Genomic DNA, 17,125 nt, shown 5'->3' with positions numbered 1-17,125 from the left:
TTCCCCTTTGAATTGCTCAAAATAATGTATAGTAAATCTATTAATTTAGTATACTTATTGAAATGTTAACGTCATTCGTATTAAGAAAGACTGAATATGAATTCGATCTCTCAAAAAATAGCGATTTAATGTTTGACTATTTTATAGAGTAGATCCCCCATACTTTGAAAAATTTGTACCAATACGATCAAAATAAAAACGGTCCAAAATATGTAAATACCATCAAATCGATAATAACCATAATTCATAGCAACCGCACCTAGCCCTCCGCCACCAACGGTTCCTGCCATTGCTGAAAAGCCAATAATGATGATTAAAGAGAGTGTAATAGCAGAAATAATGCTAGGGAATGCTTCTGGAAGGAGTACTCTAAAAATAATTTGGAATTTGTTCGTTCCAAAAGACTTTGCAGCTTCGATAACGCTTCTATCAACCTCTTTAAAAGCCCCCTCGATCATCCTTGCGATAAAAGGCGCTGTTCCAATGGTTAGAGGAACGATCATCGCAAATGTTCCTGTGTGCTTCCCTACCAAAAATTTTGTCACAGGGAACAATACAATGATCAAAATGATAAAAGGAAATGAGCGTAGCATATTAATCGCAATATCTAAAATTTTATAGGTATATCGATTAGGTGAAATACCATTTTTATCCGTAACAATCAAAACAATAGCCAGTGCAAATCCAATGAATGTTGCTACAAAAGTCGAAACGAGACTCATGGTGAGTGTCTCAATAACGGCGTCAATCAAAACCTGTTTCATGCTTATCGATTTTTCATAAAATTCTATTATTGATTGTTCCATTTTAGAGTATCTCCCAAATCACTTCAGTTTTTTCTTGCAGATAGTTGGTAATGGTGCTTGCCACTTGCTCCTCTATGTTGATAACCAAAGAGCCAACAACATGGTCATTTAACTTTTCAAGTTTTCCCCAAACAATATTGAAATTGATGTCAAGTTCCCTTGCCATCTTTGTTACAATAGGTTGATAAGAGACATTGCTTGGAAAGAAAAGTCTTATATTGACCCCTTCTTGAGGGAGTTCTTCATCCTCTCCTAAAAACCGCATCATTTTTTCATCAGGTCTTAAAAAGAGATCTTCAATACGCCCAAGGCCAATCACTTTTCCATCTTCTAAAAGTAAAGCACGTGATGCCACTTTTTTGACAACTTCCATTTCATGCGTTACGATGATGATAGTAACCCCAAGATTTTTATTGATCTCTTGCAAAAGCTCTAAAATAGATTTGGTTGTATTAGGATCAAGTGCCGATGTGGCTTCATCACTTAGAAGTATTTTGGGGTTGAGCGTTAAGGCTCTTGCTATTGCAACACGCTGTTTTTGACCACCACTCAGCTCTTTAGGGTAAACAAATTTTTTAGCTTCCAGTCCTACAAGTTTTAAAAGCTCATCAACTCTTTTTTGAATCTTCTCTTTGCTGTATCCCCATACTTTCATCGGAAGAGCAATATTGTCATACACATTTTTTTGATTGAGTAAAGAAAAGTTTTGAAAAATCATACCAATCTGACTTCGTAATGCGCCTAGTCCACTTTCGTTTAAGTGTTTGACTTCTTTTCCTAACACATTTACGTCTCCGCCACTAAAACCTTCAAGACCATTGATACAACGAAGAAGGGTTGATTTACCAGCGCCACTGTGTCCTACAATGGCAAATATTTCGCCAGCGTTTATATGTACACTGATATCATCTAAAACTTTTTGGTCGTTAAAATATTTGCTGAGATGTTTGATATCTATCAATTTTTAACCTTTATGGAGAATTTATAAATCCAAATTGTACGTTAATTCTTATTATGAAGTATTTTAACAAGCATGGAATAAAACGCGAGATTATAGCAATTTATTGTTAATAGTTATGACTAAAAACATTATTTTTAATTGATTGAGAAAAGAATGCGTTTGGGAGATTTTGGCAGAAAAAAGGATGTAAAGAGTCTTACGACTCTTTACATGTAAAATATATTAACCGTTACGTTTTTTGATAATCTCTTCTGCAACGTTTCTAGGAACTTCATCATAATGATCGAATTCCATAGAGTAAGAAGCACGACCTTGTGTTTGAGAACGTAGATCTGTAGAGTAACCGAACATTTCAGCTAATGGGCAGAATGCGTTAACAATTTTGTTACCACTTCTGTCATCCATAGAGTTAATTTGTCCACGTCTTCTGTTAAGATCGCCGATAACATCACCCATAAAGTCTTCTGGAGTCTCTACTTCAACTTTCATGATCGGCTCAAGAATAACTGGTTTTGCCTTACGACAACCCTCTTTAAAGCCCATAGAAGCAGCCAATTTAAATGCCATCTCAGAGGAGTCAACATCATGGTAACTTCCATCATAAAGTGTAACTTTAACGTCTTCCACTTTATAGCCAGCAAGAACACCCGCTTGAAGTGATTCTTTGATACCTTTATCAACAGCTGGAATAAATTCTTTTGGAATCGCTCCACCTTTGATATCGTTAACAAATTCATAACCCTTACCAGCATCTTGAGGTTCAATTTTAAGGTAAACGTGACCGTATTGACCACGACCACCAGATTGTTTTGCGTATTTGTACTCTTGGTTAACAGATGCACGAATTGTCTCACGGTAAGCAACTTGTGGTTGACCTACTTCTGCACTTACTTTAAATTCACGTAACATACGATCAACAAGAATCTCTAAGTGAAGCTCACCCATACCTGAAATGATGGTTTGACCACTCTCTTCATCTGTCTCAACTCTAAAGCTTGGATCTTCTTGAGCAAGTTTTTGAAGTGCAATACCCATTTTCTCTTGATCTGCTTTTGTTTTAGGTTCAACAGCAACAGAGATAACTGGATCTGGGAATACCATTCTCTCTAGGATTACAGGATCTTTTTCACTTGCAAGTGTATCACCGGTTAGTGTGTCTTTAAGACCTACAACCGCGCCGATTTCACCAGAGTGAAGTACTTTGATCTCTTCTCTTTTGTTCGCATGCATTTTTAGCAAACGACCAATTCTCTCTTTTTTATCTTTTGTTGTATTGTAAGCATAACTTCCGCTTTCCAATGAACCACGGTAAACACGAACGAATGTTAATTGACCAACAAATGGATCGGTCATAATTTTAAATGCAAGAGCGGCAAATTCACCTTCATCAGTTGAATCAACAACACACTCATGTCCGTCTTCGTACTCACCTTTAATAGCATGTACTTCAGTTGGAGCTGGCATATAATCAATAACAGCATCTAACATAGGTTGAACACCTTTGTTTTTAAACGCTGTTCCACAAATCATTGGAATAAATGTCATTGCAAGACATCCTGCTTTAATACCCGCTTTAATCTCAGCTTTGGTAAGTTCTTCGCCACCAAGGTATTTTTCCATTAACTCATCACTGGTCTCAGAAACGGCTTCAACCATTCTCTCACGGTATTCTTTTGCTTTATCAGCAAGATCAGCTGGGATTTCAACGACTTGGTAGTTTGAACCCATTGCAGCGTCATCATCCCAAACAAGTGCTTTCATCTCTACGAGATCAACAACACCTTTAAAGTTTTCTTCTGCGCCAATAGGAATTTGAATTGGCACTGGATTTGCTTTTAAACGATTTTTAATTTGTGCTTCAACGTTATAGAAGTCTGCACCAACACGGTCCATTTTATTAACGAAAACCATTCTTGGAACTTGGTAACGATTTGCTTGTCTCCAAACAGTCTCAGATTGTGGTTGAACGCCACCAACTGCACAAAATACAGCTACAGCGCCATCAAGAACACGCATAGAACGCTCAACTTCAATGGTGAAGTCAACGTGGCCCGGAGTATCGATGATATTAATTTGATGATCTTTCCATGTACATGTTGTCGCAGCAGAAGTAATGGTAATACCTCTTTCTTTCTCTTGCTCCATCCAGTCCATTGTTGCAGCACCATCATGTACCTCACCAATTTTGTGAGAGATACCGGTGTAAAAAAGGATTCTTTCTGTTGTTGTGGTCTTACCTGCATCAATGTGCGCAGCAATACCGATGTTTCTAACCATTTCAATAGGGGTATTTCTTGCCATTATAATTTCCTTGTTATATTAGGAGTGTAGTTCCGAAGGAAGGAGAGAATGTTTACATGTAAACATTCCCATCATCATCTTACCAGCGATAGTGAGCAAACGCTTTATTTGCTTCTGCCATTTTATAAGTATCTTCTTTTTTCTTAAAGGTTGCGCCTCTACTATTAGCCGCATCTAAAAGTTCATTGGCCAACCTCTCGATCATGGTTCTCTCACTTCTTTTACGTGAGTAAGAAACCAACCATCTAAGAGCCAATGCTTGTTGACGAGTTGTTCTAACTTCGACAGGGACTTGATATGTTGCTCCACCGACACGTCTGCTTTTTACTTCCATAACAGGCTTAACGTTATCGATAGCTGCATTAAAAATTTCAATACCTTTTAGAGTTCCGCTTCTTTTTTCAGCTAGTTCTAATGAACCATAAAATACTTTAGTAGCAACACTCTTTTTTCCATCGAGCATCAACGCATTGATAAACTTTGTGATAATCTTGCTATTGTAGATTGGATCTGGTAATACTTCTCTTACAGGAGCTTTTCTTCTTCTCATACTATTTCCTTCAAATTTTTTAAAAATTTTACTCAAATGATGTCAAAACAAAGGACATCACCTGCTGTTAAATTTATTTAGCTTTTGGTCTTTTTGTACCGTATTTACTTCTAGACACCGTTCTTTTTGCAACACCTGAAGTATCAAGCGCACCACGTACGATATGGTACTTAACACCTGGTAAATCTTTTACCCTACCGCCACGTACCAATACAATGGAGTGTTCTTGTAGGTTGTGTCCCTCGCCACCGATGTAGCTAATGACTTCAAAACCGCTAGTCAATTTGACTTTGGCAACTTTTCTCAAAGCAGAGTTTGGTTTCTTAGGAGTTGTCGTATAAACTCTTGTACAAACGCCTCTTCTTTGAGGGCACTTATCAAGTGCAGGTGATTTTGATTTTTTAATCACCTTTTTTCTCTCATTTCTGACGAGTTGGTTAATGGTTGGCACATTATTTCCTTTATTTTGTAAAAAATAGGTGCTAATTTTATTTAAAAATAGCTTAAAAAAAGGTTAAGTTAAGGGAACCTTAACTTAACCTCTACTTGGGTTTAACTCTAGATTAAAGCTTTTGTTTTGATATAGACCTGTTCCAACTGGAATCATACGTCCTAAAATAACATTTTCTTTAAGATCTTCAAGCATATCCATCTTACCTGCGATACTTGCTTCCGTTAGAACTTTCGTTGTCTCTTGGAACGAAGCCGCTGAGATAACACTATCACTACCGATCGCCGCACGCGTAACACCAAGGAGTGTTGGCTCAGCAATGGCTGGCTCTCCACCCATTTTCATAACCGCTTCATTCTCTTCACGGAATCGTCTACGGCTAATCAAATCACCCATGATAAACTTGGTATCTCCACTATCAACGATACGGATTTGACGTAGCATTTGAGAAACGATAACCTCAATGTGTTTATCGTTAATCGCAACACCTTGTCCACGGTATACTTGTTGAATCTCACTGATCAAATAATAGTGAAGCGCTTTCTCGCCCATAATACGTAAAATATCGTGGCTTGAGATAACACCATCAGTGAGTCTCTCACCCGCATGAACAAATTCGCCCGCTTGAACGTGAATTTGTGTATTACGATCGACCAAATACTCAACACTTGTACCATCATTGGCTTCAATGATAATACGCTCTTTTGAACGAAGTGGCTTACCAAAACGAATCGTTCCATCAATCTCCGCAATAACGGTTGCATTTTTAGGACGACGTGCTTCAAAAAGTTCACTAATACGTGGAAGACCACCGGTAATATCTTTCGATTTTGCAATCGCTTTAGGTGTTCTACCGATAAGGTCTGCTAAGCCAACAGTAACGCCATTTTGAACGAAAATCGCTGTTTTAGGCTCTAACTGGTACTTAACAATTTCACCATTTTTATTCGCAATGATGATCGTCGGTTTCATGCCACTTGGAAGATACTCGTTGATCACAAGTCTACTTTGACCTGTCATGTCATCGAATTGTTCTGTTGCACTAATACCTGGTTCAATATCTTCAAACGTAATCGTACCCGCATCTTCAGCAATAATTGGCGTTGAATACGGATCCCATTCAGCAATCGTAATTTGTTCACTTGTTGATGGATAAGCAAGCAATGTTTTAAAATCAACCATACTGTTATCGTTCACATCAATGATTGAATCGCGTGGAATATAGTGACGAATTGCTTCTCTGTCATCCTCATCTGCGATAACGGCAAAGATACCTTTTTCTTTAACAATATGACCTTTTTCAATATCATGGATACGATCTAAATAATCCCCACGAAGCTTATAGTATTTAACAACACCTTTTGCCTCAGCATGAATTTTTTGAATAATTGGATCGCCATTTTTAACTTTAAGCTCACTCGCATAAGGGATACGGCTTGGAACGTTCCAACCCTCTTTAATAACTTCTACGATGCTCTCATTGGCTTCAATCACATCACCGCTAACATAAGGGATATAGAATTTACCCTCAATTTTACCGCTAACACCCGCAAGCTCATTTGGCTTAGCAAAGTCACTTTTACGAAGTGTATAACGAACATTCTCGCTTGCACTTGTAATCGTAATCGCTGTCTCTTCGTGTGCTGTATCAATCTCAATAGTACCTTTAAACGGTGCTTTGATCTTTGGCTCAACAAGTAAAACAGCTGCATTTCTACGGTTAGCAACGATGTTTTTACCCTCTTTCGTTACATAGGTTTTAACATTGTAATAACGAATAAAACCCTCTTTTTGTGCAATAACTTGACGATCTTGAGATTCCGTCGATGCCGTACCACCGATGTGGAATGTACGAAGTGTCAACTGAGTACCTGGCTCACCAATAGATTGAGCTGAAATAATACCAACAGCCTCACCTGGACGAACCAATGTGCCTTCTGCCAAGTTTGTACCATAACATTTAGCACAGACACCTTTTTTAGCTTTACATGTAATCGGTGTACGAATAACAACCGATTTAATGCTAGCCTCTTTAAGGGCTTGTGCGCTCTTCTCATCAATCAATGTTCCCTCAGTGAAAAGAACCTCATTAGTGATTGTATCAATAACATCTTCTGCAAGAACACGACCTGTTGCTCTCTCATACAATGACTCTACAAGCTCACCACTCTCGCTGATTTCTGTGATTTCAACACCTTCATGCGTACCACAATCATCCATCGTAACTTTAACGTTTTGTGCAACGTCGATCAGTTTTCTAGTCAAGTAACCCGCGTTCGCTGTTTTAAGAGCGGTATCCGCAAGACCTTTACGAGCACCGTGCGTTGAAATAAAGTATTCAAGAACGTTTAGACCTTCACGGAAGTTTGAAATAATTGGTGTTTCAATAATACTTCCATCTGGTTTTGCCATAAGACCCCTCATACCCGCTAACTGTCTGATCTGAGCAGCAGAACCACGCGCTCCAGAGTCTGCCATCATATAAATAGAGTTAAATCCACCTTTATGGCTCTCTGTAAGCTTCATCATTTCAGAAGCTACGTCATTGTTTGTATCAGTCCAAATATCAATAATTTTATTATAACGCTCTTGCTCTGTTAATAAACCAGAACTGAACTGTTTTTGGATCTCACGTACTTTTTTCTTCGCTTCTTTAATCTTTTTAACTTTTGTATCAGGGACACGAATATCATCAATAGAGACTGAAATTCCTGATTGTGTTGCATATTTAAAACCAAGAGTCTTGAGGTTGTCCAAGAATCCTGCAGTGATACCAATACCACCCTCTTTAAAGATATGATCAACCAGACCACCGATATTTTTCTTCTTCAATACTCTGTTCCATTGCTCTTCAGGAACAAATTCTGGCAAGATTGATTTTAAAATCAAACGACCTGCTGTGGTAAAGAGTACTCTATCGTTAATACGTGTTTTAATTTTTGCATGAATATCTAAAAATCCCGCATCAATCGCAATATGTACTTCATTAATGTTTGCAAAAATTTTATTAGAACCTTTTGCATTTGGCTTCTCTAGGGTTAAGTAGTAAAGACCCAAGACCATATCTTGTGTTGGAACCGTTACCGCTTTACCAGAAGCTGGAAGCAAGATGTTCATAGAACTAAGCATCAAAATCTTACACTCAGCAATTGCTTCTTGTGAAAGAGGAACGTGAACCGCCATTTGATCGCCGTCGAAGTCCGCGTTGAATGCAGAACAAACAAGAGGATGCAAACGAATCGCTTTTCCATCAATCAAAACAGGGTGAAACGCCTGAATAGAGAGTTTGTGAAGTGTAGGCGCACGGTTTAACATAACCGGATGACCTTTAACCACTTCAGCGAGACATTCCCATACTTCATTGGTTTTACTATCAATCATTTTCTTCGCTTGTTTGACCGTTGTAGCGTAACCTTTTTCTTCAAGACGCGCTAACAAATGTGGTTTGAAAAGCTCCAATGCCATCTGTTTTGGAAGACCACATTGATCCATTCTCAAATTTGGTCCAACAACGATAACCGAACGACCCGAAAAGTCAACCCTTTTACCGAGAAGGTTTTGACGGAAACGGCCTTGTTTACCTTTGATGATTTCAGAAAGCGATTTTAAAGGACGCTTGTTAGCACCTTTTACCGCATTTGCTCTACGACCATTATCAAACAACGCATCAACTGCTTCTTGAAGCATTCTTTTTTCATTGCGAATAATAATCTCAGGAGCATCAAGTTCCATCAAACGTTTCAAACGAGCATTTCTGTTGATAACACGACGATACAAGTCATTCACGTCACTTACCGCAAATTTTCCGCCATCAAGGGCCACGAGTGGTCTAAGATCCGGTGGAAGCACTGGAAGCATTGTGATCATCATCCATTCAGGGCGATTACCGCTATTAAGGAATGCTTCAACAACTTTTAGACGTTTAACAATCGTTTTTTTCTTCGCTTCTGAACTGGTTTGGTTAATATCTTCTTTAAGCTGTCCAAGAACTTCTACAAGGTCGAGGCTGGCTAAGAGATTGCGAATAACCTCTCCACCCATTTTTGCAACAAAACCTGTATCTTCAAATTTTTGTTGGAGCGCTTGATATTGTTCTTCATTTAAAACATCATACAAAGCGACTTTGTTTTTGTTTTCTGCATCGTAAAACGCTTCGCCTGCTTGCTCAACAATGTATGCTTCATAGTAAAGTACACGCTCAAGATCTTTCATCTTAACGCCAAGCAGTGTTCCCACACGGCTTGGAAGTGAGTTAACATACCAAATATGTGCCACAGGAGTTACTAACTCAATATGCCCCATACGTGAACGTCTCACTTTTGTGCTGGTTACTTCAACACCACACTTCTCGCATTTGATGCCTTTGTAACGCATCTTTTTGTATTTTCCGCATAGACATTCATAATCTCTAACGGGTCCAAAGATTTTTGCACAAAAAAGGCCATCACGCTCAGGTTTGAGCGTACGATAGTTAATGGTTTCTGGCTTTTTGACCTCACCATAACTCCATGAGCGGATCTTCTCAGGACTTGCAAGTCTTAATTGAAATGCTTTAAAGTCCCTTGGTCTACTCTCTTCGTGAATCTCAATTGGTTCTAGTCGTTTCATCTTCTTCCACCTCGTCATAAATCTCAACATCTAAAGCCAAAGACTTCAACTCGTTTGTTAATACATAGAATGTTTCAGGGATTCCCGTTTGTGGTACATTTTCGCCTCTAGTGAGTGCTTTGTACGCTAGGATTCTGCCTTCAACGTCGTCTGATTTGACTGTTAACATTTCTCTTAGGGTATGAGCAGCACCGTATGCCTCAAGCGCCCAAACCTCCATCTCACCAAATCTTTGTCCACCAAAGAGTGCTTTACCACCTACTGGCTGTTGTGTGACCAGTGAGTATGGTCCTGTACTTCGTGCGTGAACTTTTTCATCAACCAAGTGGTGGAGTTTTAACATGTACATGTAACCCACATTGACTTTTTCATGCATTTTTTGACCGGTCATACCATCGTATAAGTCAGTCTTTCCATCGGTATCGATTTTTGCCATCTCAAAGAGTTTTTCAAACTCTTCAACGTTGACGCCTTCAAAAATTGGACTTGCAAATTTAACACCTTTGCTCCAATCTCTAGCATAAGTCAACAATTGTTCGTCATTTAGCTTATCAATAAAATTCCTAGCATCCATCAGTTTAGCAACGTCAGCAATACTAATCATTTTTTCACGAAGTGACTTAATCCAATCACCTTGTTTCTCTTTAAAAATCTCTTCAATTTGGTTACCCAAACGTTTACCAACAAGTCCTAAGTGAACCTCAAGAATTTGTCCAATGTTCATACGACTTGGAACGCCCAGTGGATTTAAGACAATATCTACAATCTCACCGTTTTTAAGGTAAGGCATATCAACTTCACGAACGATATTAGAAACAATACCTTTATTTCCGTGACGTCCAGCCATTTTATCACCCACTTTGAGTTTACGTTTGGTTGCTACATAAACTTTAACGAGTTTGACTACGCCACTTGGTAAAATATCGTCTTTCTCAATGATGTTAAGTTTCTCATCGTGCTCTTCTTTGAGTTTTTTCTTCTCATTTTGGAAATAAACTTTAAGATCTTTATAGTCATCTTGAACTTCATTTGAAAATGCTTTCACAATCGAGTTAATCGAGAATCGATTCACATTATGAAGGTCTTCTGCTTTAATAAAACCACCTTTTTTATAGTTGGTTTTACTAATTTCTTGGTCTTCTTGCAATGGATTTTTAAGAAGTAATGCATTAATGCGTAGCATCTCTTCACGATCTAACATTAAGAGTTTATCATGATGTTCGCGATCCAAAATCTCTTTTTCTTGCTCATAGGCTTGAACAGCACGTGGATCTTTGTCATAACCTTTTTTCGTAAAGATTTTAACATCCACAACAATACCTTCTAATGAAGGTGTTGCGTAAAGTGATTTATTGACAACATGTCCAGCTTTTTCACCGAAAATTGCACGTAAAAGTCTCTCTTCAGGCGTTGGTTTTACTTCACCTTTAGGTGATACTTTACCCACTAGAATCATACCTGGAGTAATGTACGTACCCACTTTTACAATACCACTATCATCAAGATGTGCAAGTTCTTCTTCTTTAACGTTAGGAATGTCTTTCGTAATCTCTTCCACACCATCTTTAAGCTCACGAGCTTCAATCTCTTTTTCATAGATATGAACACTGGTAAAGGCGTCTTCACGAATCATACGTTCACTAATAACAATCGCATCTTCGTAGTTATAACCATTCCATGGCATAAAGGCAACCATGGCGTTCTTACCGATAGCAAGCTCACCTTGATCCATACTTGGACCATCGGCAATCACACCGCCAGCTTCAACCATATCGCCACGTCTTACGATTACTTTTTGAGTAAACGTTGTATTTTGGTTGGTTCTAAGATTTTTTTGAAGTGCATAATGGTCAATAAACGCACCACCTTCATCTTCACCTAGAATATAAACATTTTTATTATCTACTTTTTCAACAACACCCGCACGTTTCGCTTTAATCGCTTCCCATGAATCACGAGCTGCAATTTTTTCAACACCAGTACCAACTAATGGGGCATCAGATTTAACGAGTGGCACTGCTTGACGTTGCATGTTTGAACCCATCAATGCACGGTTCGCATCATCATGTTCTAGGAATGGAATCAATGATGCTGCAACACCTGCAATCATCATAGAAGAAAGGTCAATCAAGTCAACTTTTTCTTTCTCAATCAGTACGGTTTCACCATCAATTCTAACTTCGATCAAATCTTCTACAATTTCATTGTTTTCATTAATCTTTGTACTTGCTGGAGCAATGACCAAGCCCTCTTCTTGAGTTGCTGTAATATAAATAATATCATCAGTAATAGTTGCATTTTCAACTTTACGATACGGTGCTTCAACAAAACCTAAATCATTAACTTTTGCATACATTGAAAGCGTATTGATCAAACCAATGTTTTGACCCTCTGGAGTTTCAACCGGACAAATTCTTCCGTAGTGTGTTGGGTGAACGTCACGTACTTCAAAGCCAGCGCGTTCTTTTACCAAACCACCCTCACCAAGAGCAGAAAGTCTTCTTTTATGCGTAATTTCACTCAGTGGATTCGTTTGATCCATAAATTGTGACAACTGTCCACTTGAGAAAAACTCTGAAATCGCACTGGTAATCATTTTAGAGTTAATCAAATCATGTGGCATCAACTCTTCAACACTACCGCTTAATGCTGTAAATTTATCACGAATTGCTTTTTGCATTTTGATTAAACCAGCATGAAGCTCATTCGCTAGTAATTCACCAATAGCTCTAATTCTTCTGTTACCCAAGTGATCACGATCATCGATATGACCTTGACCATTTTTAACTTTAATCAGGTATTTTGCTGTTTTGATAATATCTTCACTCGTCATAATGGTCACATACTCAGGAACTGTGAGTCCGAGTTTATGATTCATTTTCATACGACCAACTTTGGTTAAATCATATCTTTCAGAATTGAAGAAAAGATCTTTTACAAATGTTTTTGCTGCTTCTTTTGTTACCGGCTCGCCTGGTCTCATAACTTTGTAGATACGAATAGCTGCTAAGTCATTCTCATCTTCAATGTTCTCTGTTTGACGAAGTAATTTAAGGGTTTCTGTATCAGCAATAAAGGAGTTAATGATTGCATCATCCACGCCACTTGCAAGATCGTTGGCAATTTCAATCACTTCGCATTTTTGCTCAATAATTTTTGCCAATTTTCCTTCGTCAAGTTGTGTCAATGTATCATAAAGAACTTCACCACTCTCTTGATCAATAATTGGAGAAGAAAGGAAACGATTGACCAAAATTTCAACAGGATATTCGATAAATTTAATACCATCTTCGATAAATTTTTCTGCTTTTTTACGTGCAAGGCGTTTGCCTGCCGCTAGAAGAAGATTACCGTGCTCATCTTTAAGATCAAAATCAACACGACCAAGGAAGTTATCTGCTGAGAATTCAATTAAAAATTTGTTCTCACGAATCATAATGTTTAGCACAGGATAAAAAAGTTTTAAGATATCTTGTTTGCTGTAACCAAGTGCACGGAATAGAATCGTGATAGGAACTTTTCTTCGTTTGTTAATTCTAACAAAAAGCGTGTCTTTTGCATCATACTCAAAGTATAACCAAGAACCACGATCAGGAATAATTTGAGCATTGTAAATCAGTTTATTTGCAACCGTTGGGCTCTCTTCTTCTTTAAAGATAACACCAGGGCTTCTGTGAAGCTGATTAACAACAACTCTCTCAACGCCGTTGATGATAAAAGAGGTTCTCTCGGTCATCAATGGAATTTCACGGATAAAAATTGCTTGTTCTTTAATATCTTTTACACCAGTTTTTTCACCGGATTTTTCATCTTTATCCCAAAGGATAAGACGAATATTCATTTTTAAGCTGACAGAATACGTAAGTCCTCGCTCCATACATTCGCGGACAGTATATCTAGGTTTTCCAACCTCAGATCCAACATATTCTAAAGTAAGTCTATTTTGGGGATCATGAATAGGAAAAATAGATTTAAAAACCTTCTCTACGCCACTCTCTTCTTTGAGATTTTCAACATTTAAAAACTGTTCGTAACTCTTTTGTTGAAGTTGGAGTAGATTTGGTACATCAATTTTTTTTGGGACTTTGGAAAAATCAACTCGTAAGCGATTTCCAGATTTTAGGCTATTTAACATGAGTCTACCTCGTGTAGTTGTTTGAAAAGGGCAGTGGGTTCATCTATCGCTTGATAGACGTTGTAACGACTAATAATTAATTTCCAGGGAAAAAGTTTTAAAAGAGAAGCACAAGGCTTCTCTTAAAGTAATAAAATTACTTGATTTCAGCGACAGCGCCAGCTTCTTCAAGTTTCTTTTTGATCTCTTCAGCAAGTTGCTTAGATACACCCTCTTTAACGGTTGTAGGAGCGCCTTCAACAGCATCTTTAGCCTCTTTAAGACCAAGACCTGTGATTTCTCTAACAACTTTAATAGCGTTGATTTTTTTCTCGCCGCCATCTTTAAGGATAACATCAAACTCAGTTTTCTCTTCAGCAGCTTCAGCAGCAACAGCCGCACCAGCGCCTGCAACCATAACTGGAGCAGCAGATACACCAAATTTCTCTTCGAAATCTTTTACTAGTTCACTCAATTCAAGTACACTAAGACCTGAAATATACTCTAATACGTCTTGTTTTGAAATTGCCATTTCAAATCTCCTGATTATTTTATAGTTATAATGATTTTACAAGAGTCCTGCTCTTGCACCTTACATGTAAGACTAAAGCCTTACAAATACACTCTATTCGGACTCTTGTTTTTTAGCACGAAGTGCATCAAGACCAATGGTAAAGTTTGTAATTGGTGCCATCCAAGTTGATAGAAGCATTCCAATAAGCTCATTACGTGATGGCATTTTAGAAAGTGCTTCAACTTTAGCAGCATCAACCACAATACCACCAGCAAAACCAGATTTAATTACAAAATTTGGATTTGTTTTGGCGAATGTAGCAACGATTTTTGTTACAGCTAACTGATCAGCGCCCCAAACAAAAATGTTGGTGTCTTTAAGTTCAAGTCCTTCGATACCAGCATTTGTCATAGCAATTGATGCCAAAGTATTTTTAATAACTTTAACATTTACCGCTTCTGGTCTTGAAGCATTTCTCAATGCTTCGATCGCTTTAACATTAAGACCTTTATAGTCACAAACAATTAAACCGTCGGAAGATTTAAACTCTTCAGTTAGAGAACTAATAAATTCAGCTTTCTCTGTTCTTGTCAATTTTTCTCCTTTCCAACTGGTGATTTCAAGTAGAGATGAGTTACCTCAAATTAAGCTTTCGCCTCTACTCTCTCCAATCATAAGATTAAGTACATACATTACAATGTCAAAAAGCAATGCTTTTTGATTAAAGTCAAAGGCATTCAAACTCTAAGCAATTTAATTGCAAGAGTTTGAATTGATATTTATCTAAGGTCGATTAATTCTTGATTTTCAAGGTTCATAGATGGACTCATTGTCAATGACAATGCAGCACTTTTAATATATTTACCTTTTGAAGCAGCAGGTTTATGTTTGTTGATTGCTTTGATAAATGCTTCAAAGTTCTCTCTGATTTGCTCAGATGTGAAGCTAATTTTACCAATACCTGCGTGGATATTTCCTTGTTTGTCAACACGGAAGTTTACTTGACCGCCTTTGTTATTCTCAACAGCTTTAGCAACATCCATAGTTACTGTACCTGTTTTTGGATTCGGCATGATACCTTTTGGTCCAAGAATACGTCCAACTTTACCAACTAAACCCATCATGTTTGGAGTTGCGATCAAAACATCAAAGTTAATACGACCTGCTTGAATTTCTTCAATCAAATCATCACTACCAACGATATCAGCACCAGCAGCTCTTGCTTCATCCGCTTTCTCGTCTTTAGCAATAACAGCAACACGAACTGTCTTACCTGTACCCGCAGGAAGAACAACAGAACCTCTTACCATTTGATCAGCGTGTCTTGGATCAACATTGAGTTTAAGTGCTACTTCGATTGTCTCATCAAATTTTGCAGATGCAAGGTTTTTGATATTACCAAGTGCGTCACTTACTGAATATTTTTTATCGTTATCAACTTTTTTCAAAAGTTCTTGAAATCTTTTATTTACTTTCTTTGCCATTCTTTATCTCCGCATAATTTTGCTTCCGCCTTTATTGACCCTGACGGTAAAGGGTTATCATTAATCGACGACGTTAATACCGATACTTCTTGCAGAACCTGAAATAATTTTCGCAGCTGCTTCACGATCAGTTGTATTAAGATCAGCAATTTTTTTCTCAACGATCTCAAGAATTTGAGCTTTGTTAAGTGTTCCAACTTTGTTTTTCAAAGGGTTACTTGAACCACTTTTAAGGCCTACTGCTTTTTTGATAAGATCAGTTGCAGGTGGTTGTTTTGTAACAAATGTAAAACTTTTGTCAGCATAAACAGTGATAACAACAGGAATTCTAAAACCTGCCATCTCTTTTGTTCTTTCGTTAAATGCTTTACAGAATTCCATAATGTTTACACCACGTTGACCAAGTGCTGGACCAACTGGAGGTGATGGGTTTGCTTTAGCAGCTTCAATTTGCAATTTAATTTCGCCAATGACTTTTTTTGCCATTTTTTTTCCTTTACGCTTAGACTATTTTTTCAACTTGAGAATAAAGAATCTCAACAGGGGTACTTCTACCGAAGATTGAAACATTGAGTGTGAGTTTGCCATGAACCATATCATACTCTTCTACTGAACCTGTGAAGTTTGCGAAAGGACCTTCTGTAATCCTAACACTTTCACCATTTTCAAAGAAGATTTTTGGTTTAGGCGCACCTTTTTTCTCTGCTTTCTCTAAAATCAATGCAATATCTTTTTCACTCAAAGGTGTTGGCTTTTTAGCCTCACCGATAAATCTTCCGACTTTTGGCAATGATTGAATAAGATGCCAGAGTGCTGTATCTAAATCCAGTTTTGCAAATGCATAACCCGGATATAAACTTCGCTCACTAATCTTTTTCTTACCATTCTTAACTTCAATTACATCTTCTGTTGGAACAACAATTTGTTCTAACTTGTCAGCGATACCATGATCGTTAACAAGAGTAATGATTCCTTTTTTGACTGCTTGCTCGCTACCTGCATAGGTTTGAATTGCATACCATCTATGTGCCATTCTTTCTCCTTAAATTAAAGAAGATAAAGAAAAAGACATAATAGCATCAATCAACGCCAAAAAGAGTGAAATCACGGTTACAACGACAAAGACAGAGATGAAAGCATTTCGAATCTGTTCTTTAATCGGGAATATAACCTTTGACAATTCAGCTTTAGAATGATGATAATAAGCTCTTAATTTTTCCATTGTATTACCTCGACTAGTGGCAGGGTAGGAGGGATTCGAACCCACAACCTGCGGTTTTGGAGACCGACGCTCTACCATTGGAGCTACTACCCTACATGATAAAGTTAAGTCTGT

Annotated in this window: 13 protein-coding genes and 1 tRNA gene; all 14 read right to left on the bottom strand. The window is 37.8% G+C overall.

Annotated features, from left to right (window positions below; genetic code table 11):
* Positions 1-125: 125 nt before the first annotated feature.
* Positions 126-764, bottom strand: a complete 639-nt coding sequence (locus SAR02S_RS02085; RefSeq protein ID WP_156961426.1) for a methionine ABC transporter permease — start codon at positions 762-764, stop codon at positions 126-128.
* A gap of 43 nt (positions 765-807) precedes the next feature.
* Positions 808-1,767 (bottom strand): methionine ABC transporter ATP-binding protein, encoded by a 960-nt coding sequence (locus SAR02S_RS02080; protein WP_041956462.1) that lies wholly within the window; start codon positions 1,765-1,767, stop codon positions 808-810.
* Positions 1,768-1,989: 222 nt separating this feature from the next.
* Positions 1,990-4,068: an elongation factor G gene (gene fusA, locus SAR02S_RS02075; RefSeq protein WP_041956460.1), complete on the bottom strand. Its 2,079-nt coding sequence runs from the start codon at positions 4,066-4,068 to the stop codon at positions 1,990-1,992.
* Between the two features lie 79 nt (positions 4,069-4,147).
* A complete protein-coding gene (rpsG, locus tag SAR02S_RS02070) occupies positions 4,148-4,618 on the bottom strand; it encodes a 30S ribosomal protein S7 (protein ID WP_041956458.1) in 471 nt (156 codons plus the stop codon).
* 73 nt (positions 4,619-4,691) lie between these two features.
* On the bottom strand, positions 4,692-5,069 hold the full coding sequence (rpsL, locus tag SAR02S_RS02065; protein WP_012856158.1) for a 30S ribosomal protein S12: 378 nt from the start codon (positions 5,067-5,069) through the stop codon (positions 4,692-4,694).
* 84 nt (positions 5,070-5,153) lie between these two features.
* Positions 5,154-9,677, bottom strand: a complete 4,524-nt coding sequence (gene rpoC / locus SAR02S_RS02060; RefSeq protein WP_041956454.1) for a DNA-directed RNA polymerase subunit beta' — start codon at positions 9,675-9,677, stop codon at positions 5,154-5,156.
* Positions 9,655-13,812 carry a DNA-directed RNA polymerase subunit beta gene (rpoB, locus tag SAR02S_RS02055; RefSeq protein ID WP_041956453.1) on the bottom strand — a complete coding sequence of 1,386 codons (4,158 nt, stop codon included), beginning with the start codon at positions 13,810-13,812 and terminating at the stop codon, positions 9,655-9,657. The genes rpoC and rpoB overlap by 23 nt, the downstream gene beginning before the upstream one ends.
* A 136-nt stretch (positions 13,813-13,948) precedes the next feature.
* Entirely contained in the window at positions 13,949-14,323 is a 375-nt protein-coding gene (rplL, locus tag SAR02S_RS02050; protein ID WP_041956451.1) for a 50S ribosomal protein L7/L12, read from the bottom strand.
* A 93-nt stretch (positions 14,324-14,416) separates the two neighbouring features.
* Positions 14,417-14,899: a 50S ribosomal protein L10 gene (gene rplJ / locus SAR02S_RS02045; RefSeq protein WP_041956449.1), complete on the bottom strand. Its 483-nt coding sequence runs from the start codon at positions 14,897-14,899 to the stop codon at positions 14,417-14,419.
* A gap of 185 nt (positions 14,900-15,084) precedes the next feature.
* Positions 15,085-15,789: a 50S ribosomal protein L1 gene (gene rplA / locus SAR02S_RS02040; protein ID WP_041956447.1), complete on the bottom strand. Its 705-nt coding sequence runs from the start codon at positions 15,787-15,789 to the stop codon at positions 15,085-15,087.
* Positions 15,790-15,849: 60 nt separating this feature from the next.
* Complete coding sequence (gene rplK / locus SAR02S_RS02035) at positions 15,850-16,275, bottom strand: 50S ribosomal protein L11 (protein ID WP_041956446.1); 426 nt, start codon at positions 16,273-16,275, stop codon at positions 15,850-15,852.
* 16 nt (positions 16,276-16,291) lie between these two features.
* A complete protein-coding gene (gene nusG, locus SAR02S_RS02030) occupies positions 16,292-16,822 on the bottom strand; it encodes a transcription termination/antitermination protein NusG (RefSeq protein ID WP_041956444.1) in 531 nt (176 codons plus the stop codon).
* A gap of 9 nt (positions 16,823-16,831) precedes the next feature.
* Positions 16,832-17,011, bottom strand: coding sequence for a preprotein translocase subunit SecE (gene secE / locus SAR02S_RS02025; protein WP_041956442.1), 180 nt, complete (start codon positions 17,009-17,011; stop codon positions 16,832-16,834).
* Between the two features lie 17 nt (positions 17,012-17,028).
* A tRNA-Trp gene (locus tag SAR02S_RS02020) sits at positions 17,029-17,104 on the bottom strand.
* Between the last annotated feature and the right edge of the window lie 21 nt (positions 17,105-17,125).

Source organism: Sulfurospirillum arsenophilum NBRC 109478 (assembly GCF_000813345.1).
GTDB classification, from domain to species: Bacteria; Campylobacterota; Campylobacteria; order Campylobacterales; family Sulfurospirillaceae; genus Sulfurospirillum; species Sulfurospirillum arsenophilum.
The sequence above is the reverse complement of the archived record's forward strand: the minus strand, read 5'-3'. Positions and strand labels throughout refer to the sequence as shown.